This window comes from Bradyrhizobium sp. BR2003 (assembly GCF_009720285.1).
GTDB classification, from domain to species: domain Bacteria; phylum Pseudomonadota; class Alphaproteobacteria; order Rhizobiales; family Xanthobacteraceae; genus Bradyrhizobium; species Bradyrhizobium elkanii.
On the sequence record NZ_SMYJ01000014.1, the window covers coordinates 277,639 to 292,094 of the forward strand.

General features: G+C 64.5%; 13 protein-coding genes. 4 read left to right on the forward strand and 9 right to left on the reverse strand.

Annotated features, from left to right (window positions below; all coding sequences use genetic code 11):
• The 8 genes from E2I15_RS09765 to E2I15_RS09800 all read right to left on the reverse strand — a co-directional run bounded on the left by E2I15_RS09765 (nt 1) and on the right by E2I15_RS09800 (nt 8,464).
• A complete protein-coding gene (locus E2I15_RS09765; RefSeq protein WP_028344634.1) occupies nt 1–1,170 on the reverse strand; it encodes an acetyl-CoA acetyltransferase in 1,170 nt (389 codons plus the stop codon).
• Nucleotides 1,171–1,215: 45 nt separating this feature from the next.
• Nucleotides 1,216–1,866 (reverse strand): bifunctional 4-hydroxy-2-oxoglutarate aldolase/2-dehydro-3-deoxy-phosphogluconate aldolase, encoded by a 651-nt coding sequence (gene eda, locus E2I15_RS09770; RefSeq protein WP_137479644.1) that lies wholly within the window; start codon nt 1,864–1,866, stop codon nt 1,216–1,218.
• Entirely contained in the window at nt 1,863–2,819 is a 957-nt protein-coding gene (locus E2I15_RS09775) for a sugar kinase (protein WP_137479643.1), read from the reverse strand. The genes eda and E2I15_RS09775 overlap by 4 nt, the downstream gene beginning before the upstream one ends.
• A gap of 157 nt (nt 2,820–2,976) precedes the next feature.
• A complete protein-coding gene (gene denD, locus E2I15_RS09780; protein WP_026192645.1) occupies nt 2,977–3,963 on the reverse strand; it encodes a D-erythronate dehydrogenase in 987 nt (328 codons plus the stop codon).
• Nucleotides 3,964–4,015: 52 nt separating this feature from the next.
• Entirely contained in the window at nt 4,016–4,939 is a 924-nt protein-coding gene (locus E2I15_RS09785) for a carbohydrate ABC transporter permease (RefSeq protein WP_137479642.1), read from the reverse strand.
• Nucleotides 4,932–5,891, reverse strand: a complete 960-nt coding sequence (locus tag E2I15_RS09790; RefSeq protein WP_018271134.1) for a carbohydrate ABC transporter permease — start codon at nt 5,889–5,891, stop codon at nt 4,932–4,934. The genes E2I15_RS09785 and E2I15_RS09790 overlap by 8 nt, the downstream gene beginning before the upstream one ends.
• Nucleotides 5,892–6,000: 109 nt before the next feature.
• The gene (locus E2I15_RS09795; protein ID WP_069277769.1) at nt 6,001–7,320 is read right to left on the reverse strand and encodes an ABC transporter substrate-binding protein; all 1,320 of its coding nucleotides are present in this window, start codon (nt 7,318–7,320) and stop codon (nt 6,001–6,003) included.
• A gap of 76 nt (nt 7,321–7,396) precedes the next feature.
• Nucleotides 7,397–8,464: an ABC transporter ATP-binding protein gene (locus tag E2I15_RS09800; protein ID WP_018271132.1), complete on the reverse strand. Its 1,068-nt coding sequence runs from the start codon at nt 8,462–8,464 to the stop codon at nt 7,397–7,399.
• Nucleotides 8,465–8,670: 206 nt separating this feature from the next.
• On the opposite strand from E2I15_RS09800, the gene gntR reads away from it, so the two are divergent.
• The 4 genes from gntR to E2I15_RS09820 all read left to right on the forward strand — a co-directional run bounded on the left by gntR (nt 8,671) and on the right by E2I15_RS09820 (nt 13,493).
• A complete protein-coding gene (gene gntR / locus E2I15_RS09805) occupies nt 8,671–9,699 on the forward strand; it encodes an HTH-type transcriptional regulator GntR (RefSeq protein WP_137479641.1) in 1,029 nt (342 codons plus the stop codon).
• A 212-nt stretch (nt 9,700–9,911) separates the two neighbouring features.
• Entirely contained in the window at nt 9,912–11,750 is a 1,839-nt protein-coding gene (locus E2I15_RS09810) for an IlvD/Edd family dehydratase (protein WP_137479640.1), read from the forward strand.
• Nucleotides 11,751–11,862: 112 nt separating this feature from the next.
• A complete protein-coding gene (locus E2I15_RS09815) occupies nt 11,863–12,597 on the forward strand; it encodes an SDR family oxidoreductase (RefSeq protein ID WP_137479639.1) in 735 nt (244 codons plus the stop codon).
• Nucleotides 12,598–12,746: 149 nt separating this feature from the next.
• The gene (locus E2I15_RS09820) at nt 12,747–13,493 is read left to right on the forward strand and encodes an SDR family NAD(P)-dependent oxidoreductase (RefSeq protein WP_137479638.1); all 747 of its coding nucleotides are present in this window, start codon (nt 12,747–12,749) and stop codon (nt 13,491–13,493) included.
• On the opposite strand, the gene E2I15_RS09825 is transcribed toward E2I15_RS09820, so the two are convergent.
• The gene (locus E2I15_RS09825; RefSeq protein ID WP_137479637.1) at nt 13,490–14,362 is read right to left on the reverse strand and encodes a LysR substrate-binding domain-containing protein; all 873 of its coding nucleotides are present in this window, start codon (nt 14,360–14,362) and stop codon (nt 13,490–13,492) included. The genes E2I15_RS09820 and E2I15_RS09825 overlap by 4 nt on opposite strands.
• Between the last annotated feature and the right edge of the window lie 94 nt (nt 14,363–14,456).

The following is a 14,456-nucleotide window of genomic DNA, read 5'->3' on the forward strand; positions in this document are numbered from 1 at the left end:
CTACTTCGCCGGCTCGAGGATCGAGACGTAGTTGGCGACCGCGGCGCCGCCCATGTTGAAGATGCCGCCGATCTGCGGGTTCTTGAGCTGCATGCCCTCGGGTGCTTGCCCCGTGAGCTGCATAGCGCTCATCACATGCATGGAGACGCCGGTGGCGCCGATCGGGTGGCCCTTGGCCTTGAGACCGCCGGACGGATTGACCGGCAGCTTGCCGTCCTTCTGGGTCCAGCCTTCCATGATCGCACGCGCGCCCTGTCCCTTCGGCGTCAGGCCCATCGCTTCATATTCGATCAGCTCGGCGACGGTGAAGCAGTCATGGGTCTCGACAAAGGACAGGTCGGAGAGCTGCAGGCCGGCCTTCTGCAGCGCGCGCTGCCAGGCGGTGGTGCAGCCTTCGAACTGCAGGATGTCGCGCTTGGACATCGGCAGGAAATCCTGCGCATGCGCGGTGGCCCGGATGTTCACCGCCTTGCCCATGGTTTTGGCGGTCTCGGCATCGGTCAGCACCAGCGCGGCGGCGCCGTCCGAGACCAGCGAGCAGTCGGTGCGCTTCAAGGGACCGGCGACGAACGGGTTCTTGTCGCTCTCGGCGCGGCAGAACTCGAAGCCGAAATCCTTGCGCATCTGCGCATAGGGATTGGCGACGCCGTTCTTGTGGTTCTTGGCGGCGATCATCGCCAGCGCATCGGACTGGTCGCCGTATTTCTGGAAATAGGCCTGCGCGATCTTGCCGAACACGCCGGCGAAGCCGCCGACCGTGTCGCCGTCCTCTGGCAGATACGAGGCCTTGAGCAGGTTCTTGCCGATCTCCGGGCCCGGCGTCTTCGTCATCTGCTCGACGCCGACCACCAGCACGATCTTCGCGGCGCCGGCTTCGATGGCGCGGATGCCCTGATGCACGGCGGCGGAGCCCGTGGCGCAGGCATTCTCGACGCGGGTGGTCGGCTTGAAGCGCAGCGCCGGATTGGCCTGCAGCACCAGCGAGGCCGTAAAATCCTGCGGCGAGAAGCCGGCGTTGAAATGACCGAGCATGATCTCGTCGACATCGGACGCAGCGATGCCGGCGTCAGCCAGCGCCTCGTTGGCGACCTTGACCACGAGACCCTCGACGGTCTCCGCGTCGAACTTTCCGAATGGCGTGTGCGCCCAACCCACGATGCTGGCGGTCATGGCTGTATCTCCCTGTTCCTGTTCGGAGGTTTATGTAGCGTATCTTCAGGCGGCTTTCAGCGTTTTCATCGCCGTCGCGCACATGGCGGTTATGCCGGCCCAGTTGCCGGCGCGGATATCGGCCGCCGGGCACAACCAGGAACCACCGACCGCCAGCACATTCGGCTCGGCGAGCCAGGTCGCCGCATTGACCTCACTGACCCCACCAGTCGGGCACACCCTGACCTGCGGAAATGGTCCGGCCAGAGCCCGCAGTGCCTTGATACCGCCCGCCTGCTCGGCCGGGAAGAATTTGACGACGTCGAAGCCGTGGGCCAGCGCCTGCATCAGCTCGGAGGCGGTTGCGATCCCCGGCGCGAAGGGCAGCCGGCTGGAGGCTGCCGCCGTCAACAGCTCGGGCGTCGCCCCCGGGCTGATGCCGAATTTGGCGCCCAGCGCCTCGGCGCGCGCCAGGTCGTCACCATTGAGGATCGTGCCGATCCCGACGATCGCCTCCGGCACACCGGCGATGATGGCCCTGGCCGCGTCGACCGCGACCGCCGTCCGCAGCGTCACCTCGAGCGTCCGCACGCCGCCGGCGACCAGCGCCTTCGCCAGCGGCACCGCGTCCTCGAGCCGCTCGATGGTCAGCACCGGGATCACGGTGGCCTGACGGATCAGCCCGGCGATCCGGTCCTGCTTCGATGTCGTTGTCATTGCGAGGCCTTGCGGGATGGTGGGAGACGAAGCGCCTTTTTCGGCGGCATGGCGTAGCGGGGAATGATCGCGCCGGGATAGCATACCACGACACCGGCCAGCCGATGGCCGGCGCGCGCGGCCTCCTCGGGCTCGGCGCCGCCGAGCCGCGCGGCGAGATAGGCAGCGGCAAAACTGTCGCCGGCCGCGGTAGTATCGACCACCGGCTTGGTGAGCTGCTCCGCCCTCACCTCGCGCGTTCCGCCGGCCGAGCGCACGATGCAGGCCGGCTCGGCGAGCTTCAGCACCACCTCGGGGCTCGAGATGCCCGCCAGCAGTGCTGTGTTGCTCTCGCCGGGATAAAGCGGCGCCAGATCCTCGGTCGAGGCAAGCACGATATCGGCCGTCTCGAACGCGCTGCTGAAGACCTTCCGCGCGACGTTCAGGTCCGGCCAGCCGCGGGTGCGGAAATTGGTGTCGAACGCAAACCGCGTCCCCAGCAGCCGCGCACGCTTCAGCGCCGCCAGCAATCGCTCCTGCCCGTCCTCGCGCAGGATCGAGAGCGTGATCGCCGAGAGATAGACGACGTCATAGGTCGCGAGCGAGTTCAGGATGTCTTCCGTTTCGGGCAGATCCATCAGGTCGCGGGCGGCGGCGCCGTCGCGCCAGTGGAAGAAGCGCCGCTCGCCCTTGTCGTCGGTCTGGATCAGATAGAGGCCGGGCAGCTTGCCCGCGGATCGCGCGACATGCTTGGTGCCGATGCCTTCGCTCGCCCAGCCCGCGATCATCTCATCGCTCAGCGCATCATCGCCGAGCGCCGTGAAGTAATCGACGTGGACGCCGAGTCGGGACAGATAAACCGCGGTATTGAGCGTGTCGCCGCCATAGAAACGCGAATACAGCCCGCCGAGCTGGCCGCCGGGGGCCTGGCGCAGCTCGATCATACATTCGCCGATGCTGGCAACTCTGGTCATCTCTAGCGCCGCGCTAGAGCGCGATGAAGCCTGGTTGAATCATCATCGCGCCTTAGCCCCTTGTCTGAGCATGATCTCCGCGCAAACGCGTTCCGCGTTTGTCGCGAGGAAAAACCGCTTCGCACTTTTCCGGATCATGCTTGAGCCCGGACGCCGCTCAGGCCGCGAACTTGCCGCCGAGCTCGTCCTCGATATGGATCCGGATGATGTCGTCGAACGTCTTCTCGGCCGTGGTGAAGCCGAGCTTCAGCGCGCGGTCGGTGGCGAAATCGCGCGGCCAGCCCGAAACGATGCTGATGATGGTCGGATCGGGCACCCGCTTGATCCGCGCGGTGACGTTTTTGCCGGCGACGCGCTCCAGCGCAGCGATCTGCTCGCCAACGGTGACGGACATCCCGGGCATGCTGAGATTGCGCCGCGGCCCCATCGCATTGAGATCCATCGTGCCGGCGTGAACCAGAAAGCCGACCGCCGATTTCGGCGAGGCGTGCCAGTGCCGGACGTCCTCGGAAACCGGCAGCACGGCCTCCTCGCCCGCCAGCGGTTCACGGATGATATTGGAGAAGAAGCCGGACGCCGCCTTGTTCGGCTTGCCCGGACGCACGCAAATTGTCGGCAGGCGGATCGAGATCCCGTCGAGCAGGCCCTTGCGGGTGTAATCGTTGATCAGGAGTTCGCATATCGACTTCTGGGTACCGTAGCTGGTCAGCGGCGTATGGAAGAACTCGTCGCCGATCTTTTCGGGGAACGGCGCGCCAAACACCGCGATCGAGGACGTGAACACCAGCCGCGGCTTGTAGCCGCCGCCAACGGCACGGATGGCGTCGATCAGATAGCGGGTGCCGTCAAGGTTGATCCGGTAGCCCTTGTCGAACTCCGCCTCGGCCTCGCCCGACACGATCGCGGCGAGATGGAAGATCACCTCGGGACGTTCGGCGATCAGCGGCGCCGCGGCGCCGGCATCGGCGAAATCGGATGCGACCACATTGACCGGGATCGAGGCATTCGCGGGCTTGGCCGGCGCGACCACGTCCTGCAGCGTCATCCGGGTGATCTCCTGCCTGCCGAGGCGGCCCTCGCGCAGGAGACGCTCGGTCAGCTTGCGGCCAACCATGCCGGCGGCGCCCAGAATCAGAATGTGCACGACCCTGCTCCTTTTCTTGTCTTGTTCGAATTCAGCTGCGGGCCTTGCGCGCTCATTCCTTCACGGCACCCGTCATCGCCGAGACATAATGCTCTACGAAGAACGCGTAAAGAATAACCAGCGGCAGCGAGCCGCATAGCGCCCCTGCCATCAGGGACCCCCAGCGATAGATGTCACCGTCAACGAATTCGTTGACGATGGCGACCGGCACGGTCTTGTTCGGGGTCGATTGCAGGAACGTCAGCGCGTAGATGAACTCGTTCCAGCACAGCGTGAAGCAGAAGATGAAGGCCGAGATCAGGCCGGGGACGGCGAGCGGCAGCACGATCTTGATCAGGATCTGCCAGCGGCTGGCGCCGTCGATCAGCGCGCATTCCTCGAGCTCGAACGGGATGGTCTTGAAATATCCCATCAACAGCCAGGTCGAGAACGGGATCAGGATGGTCGGATAGGTCAGGATCAGAGCCAAGGGTGAGTCGAACAGGCCGTACTGAAACACGACGGTCGCAAGCGGAATGAACAGGATCGACGGCGGCACCAGATAGGCCAGGAAGATCAGGCCGCCGACCACATTGGCGCCCTTGTAGCGCAGCCGCACGATCGCATAGGCCGCAAGCACGCTCGCGATGATCGACAGCACGGTGGCGCCCACCGCCACATACATCGTGTTCCAGAGCCAGTGCGGATAGTAGCTCTCGAACAGCAGCTTGTGGATGTGCTTGAAGGTCGGATTCCAGGTCCAGAACGGATTGTACTTGTCGAGGTCGAGCAGTTGCTCGTCCGGCTTGATCGCCGTCAGCCCCATCCAATAGAACGGGAACAGCAGGATGATGACGATGATCGACAGCGGGATATAGAGCGTCACGATCCGCCGCGGCACCGACTGCAGGTAGCTCATGCCCTCGCTGTTGTCGACGCGCGACGCCGTCGACAGGATGCTCTTGAGGTCCACTTTGGAGGCAGGAAGATCAGTCATTGCTCTCTCCCTGCTGCCACTTCCTGCGTTGCAGGCCGAACCATGACACCATGATCGCGGCGAGCAGGAACGGGATCATCGCGCTCGAGATCGCGGCGCCCTCGCCCAGCTGCCCCGCGATGATCGCGCGCTGATACGACAGCGTCGCCATCAAATGAGTGGCGTTGACCGGGCCGCCGCGGGTCATCGCCCAGATCAGCTGGAAGTCGGTGAAGGTGAACAGCACCGAGAACGTCATCACGACGGCGATGATCGGCGTCAGCAAGGGATAGGTGATGTAGCGGAACATCTGCCAGCGCGAGGCGCCATCCAACGTCGCCGCCTCATACAGCGAAGGCTGCACGGTCTGCAGACCCGCCAGCAGCGTGATCGCGACGAACGGCACGCCGCGCCAGATATTGGCGAAGATCACGCAGATCCGGGCCCAGGTGGTGTCGCCGAGGAAATTGATGTTCTGGGTGATCAGGCCGAGATGCTTCAGCGACCAGGAGATGATCGAGAACTGGGAATCGAAGATCCACCAGAACGCCAGCGCCGACAGCACGGTCGGCACGATGAAGGGGATCAGCACCGCGGCGCGCAACAGCGCCTTGAACGGCATGCGCTCGTTGAGCAGCAGCGCCAGATAGAGCCCGACCGCGAACTTCACGGCGCTCGCGATGAAGGTGTAGAGCAGCGTGTTGAAGACCGACAGCCAGAAGATGGCGTCGTCCCACAACCATTCATAATTCTCGGTGCCGATGAAATGACCGACGCGGCCGATGCGGGTGTCGGTGAAGGACAGCCAGATGCCGAGCCCCAGCGGATAGGCCAGGAAGAAGATCAGGAACGCCATCGCCGGCAGCATGAACCAGAAGCCGAGCCAGTTCTTGTTGTGGCGGAGCTGATCCCAGGCGGTCGCTTCGCGGATTTCGGTCTTCGCACGTCGCGGCGCAAGGGCGATGTCAGCCATAGGCGATGTCCCGATTGCTCAACGGATTGAGCATGACTACGCAATATTCCAATGATGGCATTCCAATGATGACGCAGGCGGCGGCTCTCCGCCGCCCGCGGCCATCACATCAGCGATAGATACGCTTCAGCTGCCGTTCGGCCTCCGCCATCGCGGCCTTGCCGTCCTTGGCCCCGGTGCAGTAGTTCGCGAACATGTCGACCACGATGAAGTCGGCGATCGCGGTCGCGGCCTTCTCGCCGGGCGTGCCGATGCCGGAGGCCGGCAGCGCGCGCTTCGAGGCCTGGCCGAACACCGCGTTCTTCGGATCGGCGGTCCATACCGGAGCCGAGTCGTAGGCATTGAGCGTGTGGGTGAGATAGCCCCGCGCGCCCGACAGCCACTTCTCGAAATTCTCCTTCTCCAGCATGAAGGCGATGAACGCCTTCGCTGCATTCGGATATTTGCAGAAGTTGAAGGCGAGGATCGGAACCGCGAGCTGCAGCTCGGTCGGCTTGCCGATCGGGCCGACCGGCCACAGCGCATGGTCGATGTCCTCGGCGAGCTCCTTTTTGCTCGGATCGTCCTTGGCCGCGACGTAGATCGAGATGCCGTTCGAGGTCAGGAACAGCTCGCCGGACAGGAAGGCCTTGTTGTTGGAGGAGTCGTTCCAGGATGCGACACCCGGAATGAAGGTCTCCGACAGCGCCTTGGCATATTCCAGCGCCTTCATCGTCTCCGGCGAGTTGATGATGACCTTGTCGTCCTTGTCGACGGTCCAGGCGTTGTGGCCCCAGAGGATGTTGTGCACCCAGGCATTGGCGTCGCCGGTGGCGTGGCCGAGCGCGAAGCCGGCCGGCGTGTTGTTCTTCTTCAGCGCCTTGCACAGTTCGAGATAGGCCGGGAAATCGGACGGCACCTGTTTGAAGCCGGCCTTCTCGACCGCCGACTTGCGATAGGTCAAATAGCCGCCGACGGTCGCGACGGGAATGCCGAGCCAGTCATTGCCCTGCTTGCAGGTCTTGGCCGCGGCTTCGGTCCAGCCGCCATACTTGTTGCCGAGATAGTCGGCAACGTCGTTCATCTTGAGAACCTTGGTCGGGAACAGCTGCGGCAGCGTGTGCAGGCCCCAGGCGAGGTCGAGACCCGAGCCGGTGTTGGCGGCGACCGAGGCCTTCGGCTGCACGTCCTCGAAGGACTCGCTGAACACGTTCATCTCGGTGCCGGTTGCCGACTTGAAGGCCGCGACCATGGCGTTGAATGCATCGTCTTCCGCGGGCACGAAGCGCTTCCAGCGCATCACGGTGAGCTTGGCGCCGGGCTCCGCCTTCCAGGGCGCGCTCTGCGCCCAGGCCTTGGCGAAGTCAAACAGCGCCGGCCCGGTGAGCATGCCGGTTGCAGCCAGCGCCGTGCCGCCCTGAAGTAGCGAGCGGCGAGTAAAATCGTGCATCGTCCTTCTCCCTATGATTGTGTTTTTGTTGTTTTTGATCTGGCCTGTTGGTCGGCCATTCAGATCGATCGCTCCGTCAGCTGTTCAGTCGTTTCCCCGTCGAATCGTCGAACAGATGAACCAGCGACGGATCCGGCTTGAGCCGAACCTTGTCGCCCGGGTTGAACAGATGGCGCTCGCGGAACACGGCGACGACCTGCTCGCCGCCGAGCTTGGCGAACACCTGGGTCTCCGAGCCGGTCGGCTCGACCACCACGATCTCGGCTTCGGCGCCGTCATCGGCGATCGTGAAGTGCTCGGGCCGCACGCCGTAGACCGCGGGCTTGCCGTCGGAATTGGCCGGCGCCGATTTCAGGGGCAGTTTGACGCCGTTCGGTCCCTCGAAATAGGCGGCGCCGTTCACCTTCACATTGCCCTTGAGGAAATTCATCGCCGGCGAGCCGATGAAACCGGCCACGAACTGGTTCGCCGGCGTGTCGTAGAGCTCGAGCGGCGAACCCATCTGCTCGACGATGCCGTCATGCATCACGACGATCTTGTCGGCCATGGTCATGGCCTCGATCTGGTCGTGGGTGACGTAGACGGTCGTGGTCTTCAGCCGCTGGTGCAGCTCCTTGATCTCGGTGCGCATCGCAACACGCAGCTTGGCATCGAGGTTCGACAGCGGTTCGTCGAACAGGAACACCTGGGGATCGCGCACGATGGCGCGGCCCATCGCGACGCGCTGGCGCTGGCCGCCCGAGAGCTGGCGGGGATAGCGCTCCAGCAGCGGCGTCAGCGCAAGGATTTCCGCGGCGCGCTTGACGCCGGTCGAGATCTCCTCGGGCTTGGCGCCGCGCAGCTTGAGCGAGAACCCCATGTTGTCGGCGACGGTCATGTGCGGGTACAGCGCGTAGTTCTGGAACACCATCGCAATGTCGCGCTCTTTGGGCTGGACATTGTTGACGACGCGGTCGCCGATCGAGATCGTGCCGGAGGTGATGTTCTCGAGCCCCGCCAGCATGCGCAGCAGGGTCGACTTGCCGCAGCCGGAGGGGCCGACCAGAACGACGAACTCGCCGTCCTCGATCGGGATCGACACGCCGTGCAGAACCTCAAAATTGCCGAACGATTTCCGCACGTCGCGAATCTGGACCGACGACATCCACTTCCCTCCCTCAAGTTCCCGACGACGTACGACGAGTGCCGCCACCGCTCTGTTTTGTTCCGGCCGCGCTGGGTGCGCGGCGCTGTTGGACTGGCGTTATTGTCCGCAGTTTATCCGGTTTTGGCAATCGTTCGATTAGCAATCGCTTGGTAGCGCTGTCAATATCAGTTTGTCTGCGACGAACGTCGTGATATGAGCGGCAAATGGCCCGAAAGCGCATCACGCCAGGCAAGATCCGGCTCGCCGAAGTCGCGAAGCTCGCCGGTGTCAGTCCGATCACGGCCTCACGGTTCTTCAGGAATCCGGAAGCACTTTCGGCCGGCAAGCGCGCGCGGGTCGACAGTGCGGCAAAAGAACTCGGTTACGTGCCCAATCTCGCGGCACGCGCGCTTGCGTCGCAGCGCACCGAGGTGATCGGTGTCCTGATCCCGTCGCTGACCAACAACGTGTTCTCCGACGTGCTGCGCGGCATCTATGACGCGCTCGACGGCAGTCGCTACAGCATTCAGCTCGCCAACACCCGCTACAGCATCCTGCAGGAAGAGCGCCTGCTGCGTCTGTTTCTGGCACAGAAGCCCGCCGGGCTGATCATTACCGGCATCAACCAGACCGCCGATTCCCGCCGCATCATGGAGACGGTCGATTGTCCGATCGTCCAGATCATGGAGGTCGGTCCCTCCCCGATCGACATGATGATCGGATTCTCGCATTTTGACGCCGCAAAAGCGGCCATCGGCCACCTGCTCGCGCAGGGCTACCGGCGGATCGGATTCCTCGGCGCGCGGATGGACCCGCGGGTGCAACGGCGGCTCGACGGCTATCGCTTCGCGATGACGGAAGCCGCGCTGTTCGATCCACAGCTTATTGTGACAACGGCGATCCCGACCTCGGTCACGCTCGGCGGCACGCTGTTTGCCGACCTGCTCGCCAAGGCGCCCGACATCGACGCCGTGTTCTGCGTCAATGACGACCTTGCGCTCGGCGCGCTGTTCGAATGCAAGCGCCGGCACATGGCGGTGCCGGAGCAAATGGCGATCGTCGGCTTCAACGACCTCGAATTCATGGCGTCGAGCGAGCCGACACTGAGCAGCGTGCGCACCAATCGTTACGAAATGGGCAGAAACGCTGCCGTGATGGTGATCGAGACGCTGGAAGGGCGCCGGCCCGCCGAACCCGTCGTCGATCTCGGCTTCAGTGTCATGGAACGGCAAAGCTCGGCGCGACGCAATTGACTTCGCCCGGTACCTGCCGGTCACAAAGGACGCGAAAAATGATAAAATGATAGCGCAACCAAGACCCTTCAACTAAGGTCCAATCCATCACACGAAACACCTGTGCGTGATCGGTCGGGTTTGTAATGCACGACGATTTGCGCAAGGTAGCAACGACGTTGAACCAGAGCCCTTGAATGGGCCCACCAGAGTTTGCATTGCGGGAGAAACCAATGACAAAATCCCCCACCAACGGGCACGACGCCGCAGGCGCGACCAGCAAGGGCAAGGGCCGCAGGCTCCGCTCCCAGGAATGGTTCGACAACCCGCACAATCCGGGGATGACCGCGCTCTATCTCGAGCGCTATCTCAATTACGGCCTGACGCGCGAGGAATTGCAGTCGGGCAAGCCGATCATCGGCATCGCGCAGACCGGCAACGACCTGTCGCCCTGCAATCGGCATCACCTTGAGCTCGCACACCGCGTCCGCGAGGGCATCCGCGCCGCCGGCGGCATCGCGATGGAGTTTCCCACCCATCCGATCCAGGAGACCGGCAAGCGCCCGACCGCGGCGCTCGACCGCAACCTCGCCTATCTCGGCCTGGTCGAGGTGCTGTTCGGCTATCCGCTCGACGGCGTGGTGCTGACCACCGGCTGCGACAAGACCACGCCGGCCTGCATGATGGCGGCGGCCACCGTCAACCTGCCGGCGATCGTGCTATCGGGCGGCCCGATGCTGAACGGCTGGCACGAAGGCCAGCGCACCGGCTCCGGCACCGTGGTGTGGAAGGCGCGCGAGCGGCTCGCCGCCGGCGAGATCGATTATGAGCAATTCATCGAGATCGTGGCCTCCTCGGCCCCCTCGGTCGGCCATTGCAACACGATGGGCACCGCCTCCACCATGAATTCGCTCGCGGAAGCGCTCGGCTTCTCGCTGCCGGGCTGCGCGGCGATCCCGGCGCCGTATCGCGAGCGCGGCCAGATCGCCTACGAGACCGGCAAGCGGATCGTCGACATGGTCTGGGAAGACCTCAAGCCGTCGGACTTCCTGACGCGCGAGGCGTTCGAGAACTGCATTGTGGTCAACTCCGCGATCGGAGGCTCGACCAATGCACCGATCCATATCAATGCGCTGGCGCGCCATGTCGGCGTCGAGCTGTCGATCGACGACTGGCAGAAATACGGCCATGACGTGCCGCTGCTGGTGAACATGCAGCCGGCCGGCTTCTATCTCGGCGAGGAATATCACCGCGCCGGCGGCGTGCCCTCGGTGGTGCGCGAGCTGATCAAGCACAAGCGCATCCACGAAGGCGCCCTCACCGTCAACGGCCGCACCATGGGCGAGAATTGCAAGGAAGCACCTGCGCCCGACGGCGACGTGATCTGGAGCTACGACAAGCCGCTGGTGAAGGACGCCGGCTTCATCGTGCTGCGCGGCAATCTCTTTGATTCCGCGATCATGAAGACCAGCGTGATCTCGAAGGAATTCCGCGACCGGTACCTGTCCAATTCGAAGGACCTCAATGCCTTCGAGGGCCGCGCCATCGTGTTCGAGGGGCCGGAGGATTATCACAACCGCATCGAGGATCCCGCGCTCGACATCGACGAGCATTGCATCCTGTTCGTCCGCGGCACCGGCCCGATCGGCTATCCCGGTGGCGCCGAGGTGGTGAACATGCAGCCGCCCGCGGCGCTGATCAAACGCGGCATCCTGTCCCTGCCCTGCATCGGCGACGGAAGGCAGTCCGGCACCTCGGGCTCGCCCTCGATCCTCAACGCCTCGCCGGAGGCCGCCGCCGATGGCGGGCTCGCCATCCTGAGGACCGGCGACAAGGTGCGCATCGACCTCAACAAGGGCAGCGCCAACATCATGATCTCGGAGGATGAGCTGCGCACCCGCCGCGCCGAACTGAAGGCCAAGGGCGGCTTCCCGCATCCGGCGAACCAGACGCCGTGGCAGGAGCTCTACCGCAAGACCGTCGGCCAGCACGCGACCGGCGCCTGCCTCGAGCTCGCGACGCGCTACCACGACATCGCCGGCAAGGTCGGCGTGGCGCGCGATAATCACTAGGACGCAAACCGTCATTGCCGGGCTCGACCCGGCAATCCATCGCTGGTCGAAAGATGGATGCGCGGGTCAAGCCCGCGCATGACACTGCAATCGCCAAAGAAGGAAGAAACGCATGTCAGACCGCCTGAAGGGTAAACGCGCATTCGTAACCGCAGCGGCCGTCGGCATCGGCCGCGCCTGCGCGCTGGCCTTTGCCCGCGAGGGCGCGACCGTGTTCGCGACCGATATCGACGAAGGCAAGCTTGCGCTGCTCAAGCAGGAGGGCGTCGCCGAGGTTGCGAAGCTCGACGTGCGCGACACCGCAGCCGTCGAGGCAATGGCAAAACGCGGCGGCAAGACCGACATCCTGCTCAATGCCGCGGGCTTCGTGCATCACGGCACTGCGCTGGAGTGCTCGGACGACGACTGGGACTTCTCCTTCGACCTCAACGTCAAGTCGATGCACCGCACCACGCGCGCTTTCCTGCCCGGCATGCTGGCGCAGGGCGGCGGCGCCATCGTCAACATCGCCTCCGCCGCCGGCGCGGTGAAGGCGGCGCCGAACCGCTACGTCTATAGCGCCACCAAGGCCGCGGTCGCGGCACTGACGCGCTCGGTCGCGGCCGATTTCATCACCAAGGGCATCCGCTGCAACTGCATCTGCCCCGGCACCATCGAGACGCCTTCGATGCTCGAGCGTGCGGCGGCTGCCGGCCCGCAGGGACGCGAGATGTTCGTTGCGCGCCAGCCGATGGGCCGGCTCGGCACCGCCGAGGAAATCGCCGCGCTCGCCGTCTATCTCGCCAGCGACGAAAGCTCGTTCACCACAGGCGTTGCGCACGTCATCGACGGCGGCTGGACGCTTTAGCTCTAACCTCTCGCCGCTCTTGGCGGGGAGAGGTCGGATTGCTCTCGGCGATGCGAAGCTTCGTCCGGTGCAGTCCGGGTGAGAGGCAAGGCACGATTTCTCCGCCAACGCATGTGGAGCATCTGAGGAAAACGTCAAAGGACAGGGCAATGAACAAGATCGATCTCAACGGCCGCTGTGCCGTCGTCACCGGCGGCGCGCAGGGATTTGGCCGCGCCATCACCGAGCGCTTTGTCGCATCGGGCGCCAAGGTCGCGATCTGGGATTTCGACCAGCCGCTGGCCGAGAAGACCGCGCGGGCGATCGGCGAGAACGTGATCGCGATCAAGACCGACGTCACCGATCCCGGCGCGGTCGACGCCGCGCGCGATCAAACGCTGCGGGCGTTCGGCAAGATCGACATTCTCGTCAACAACGCCGGTATCACCGGAGCCAACAAGCCGGTATGGGAAACCGATCTCGACGACTGGCGCAGGGTGATGCGCATCAATCTCGAGGGTCCCTTCATCTGCTGCAAGGCGATCGTGCCGACCATGATCGGCCAGAAATACGGCCGCATCGTCAACATCGCCTCGATCGCCGGCAAGGAAGGCAATCCGAACGCCGCGCATTATTCGTCATCGAAGGCGGGCCTGATCGCGCTGACCAAATCGCTCGGCAAGGAGCTCGCGCAGCACGACATCCTGGTCAATGCGGTGACGCCGGCCGCGGCGAAGACCGCGATCTTCGACCAGATGACGCAAGCGCACATCGACTTCATGCTGTCGAAGATCCCGAAGGCCCGCTTCGTGCAGGTCGAGGAGCTCGCCTCGATGGTGGCGTGGCTGGCGTCGGAGGATTGCGCCTTCTCCACCGGCGCGGTGTTCGACGTCTCCGGCGGCCGCGCGACCTATTAGATCGCCGCTCGCCTCGCCGGCTGCAGCAGCGCCGCGACGAGATGATCGGCCAGGAGTGACGCCGCGTGCGACAGGTTTTGCGCGCGATGCAGCCGGATCTCGGCCCGCGGCAGCCGCGGCATGCCATCGCGCGCGGTCAGCCGACGCAGCGTCGGCGGAAACGTCCCCGACTTGACCACGGTCACCGCGAGGCCCTGCGCCGCGATCGCCTCGACCGCGGACAGGCTGTGGCTGACAAAGGCGAGCCGCCACGGCCGGTTCGCCTGGTCCAGCGCCTGCATCGCCCAGCTCCGGAACAGGCAGCCCTGCGGATAGAGCGCGACCGGCAGCGGATCGAGCTCCTCGACGCGATGCGCGGCGCTCGCGGCCCACACCGCCTGCTCGGTGCGCAGCAACTCGCCCTCGCCGCGTCCCTCGGGGTGCATCGCGATCACGAGGTCATAGGCCTCGCCGAGCCGATCGGTCATCGTCGACGTCAGCCCCGTCTCCATCTCGACATGGATCAGCGGATAGCTGGCGATGAAGTCCTTGAGCAGCGGCGGGACGATCATCGTCCCGTAGTCGTCCATGACGCCAAGGCGAACCCGTCCATCCGTGCCATGCGCACGCACCCGGCCGACCGCCTCCGCGTTGAGGCTCAGGATGCGGCGGGCATAGCCGAGCAATCCCTCGCCGGCCGCACTCAGATCGACGCTTGACGTGCTGCGGTGAAACAGTTCGGCCTGCAGCCGCTCCTCCAGCCGCTTCACCTGCATGCTGACGGCGGATTGGGTCCGGTTCAGCGCCGAAGCCGCGCGCGTGAAGGAGCGATGCTCCGCCACCGCGACAAAGGCCTGCAGAAGATCCGGGTCCAGGATGGGCATGCTCATAACGATCTGTGATTTGGTCGATCAAATCTATTCCATTCCCTGATTATGTCCCCGTCCCTAGATTGCGCAAGCAAAAGCAAAACCGAGGATTGGA

What these genes read in the sequence shown, in the direction of transcription:
- E2I15_RS09825 (WP_137479637.1), bottom strand. Translation starts at nt 14,362, where the DNA reads ATGAGCATGCCCATCCTGGACCCGGATCTTCTGCAGGCCTTTGTCGCG.
- gntR (WP_137479641.1), top strand. Translation starts at nt 8,671, where the DNA reads ATGGCCCGAAAGCGCATCACGCCAGGCAAGATCCGGCTCGCCGAAGTC.
- E2I15_RS09795 (WP_069277769.1), bottom strand. Translation starts at nt 7,320, where the DNA reads ATGCACGATTTTACTCGCCGCTCGCTACTTCAGGGCGGCACGGCGCTG.
- E2I15_RS09790 (WP_018271134.1), bottom strand. Translation starts at nt 5,891, where the DNA reads ATGGCTGACATCGCCCTTGCGCCGCGACGTGCGAAGACCGAAATCCGC.
- E2I15_RS09785 (WP_137479642.1), bottom strand. Translation starts at nt 4,939, where the DNA reads ATGACTGATCTTCCTGCCTCCAAAGTGGACCTCAAGAGCATCCTGTCG.
- eda (WP_137479644.1), bottom strand. Translation starts at nt 1,866, where the DNA reads ATGACAACGACATCGAAGCAGGACCGGATCGCCGGGCTGATCCGTCAG.
- E2I15_RS09810 (WP_137479640.1), top strand. Translation starts at nt 9,912, where the DNA reads ATGACAAAATCCCCCACCAACGGGCACGACGCCGCAGGCGCGACCAGC.
- E2I15_RS09815 (WP_137479639.1), top strand. Translation starts at nt 11,863, where the DNA reads ATGTCAGACCGCCTGAAGGGTAAACGCGCATTCGTAACCGCAGCGGCC.
- E2I15_RS09765 (WP_028344634.1), bottom strand. Translation starts at nt 1,170, where the DNA reads ATGACCGCCAGCATCGTGGGTTGGGCGCACACGCCATTCGGAAAGTTC.
- E2I15_RS09775 (WP_137479643.1), bottom strand. Translation starts at nt 2,819, where the DNA reads ATGACCAGAGTTGCCAGCATCGGCGAATGTATGATCGAGCTGCGCCAG.
- E2I15_RS09820 (WP_137479638.1), top strand. Translation starts at nt 12,747, where the DNA reads ATGAACAAGATCGATCTCAACGGCCGCTGTGCCGTCGTCACCGGCGGC.
- E2I15_RS09800 (WP_018271132.1), bottom strand. Translation starts at nt 8,464, where the DNA reads ATGTCGTCGGTCCAGATTCGCGACGTGCGGAAATCGTTCGGCAATTTT.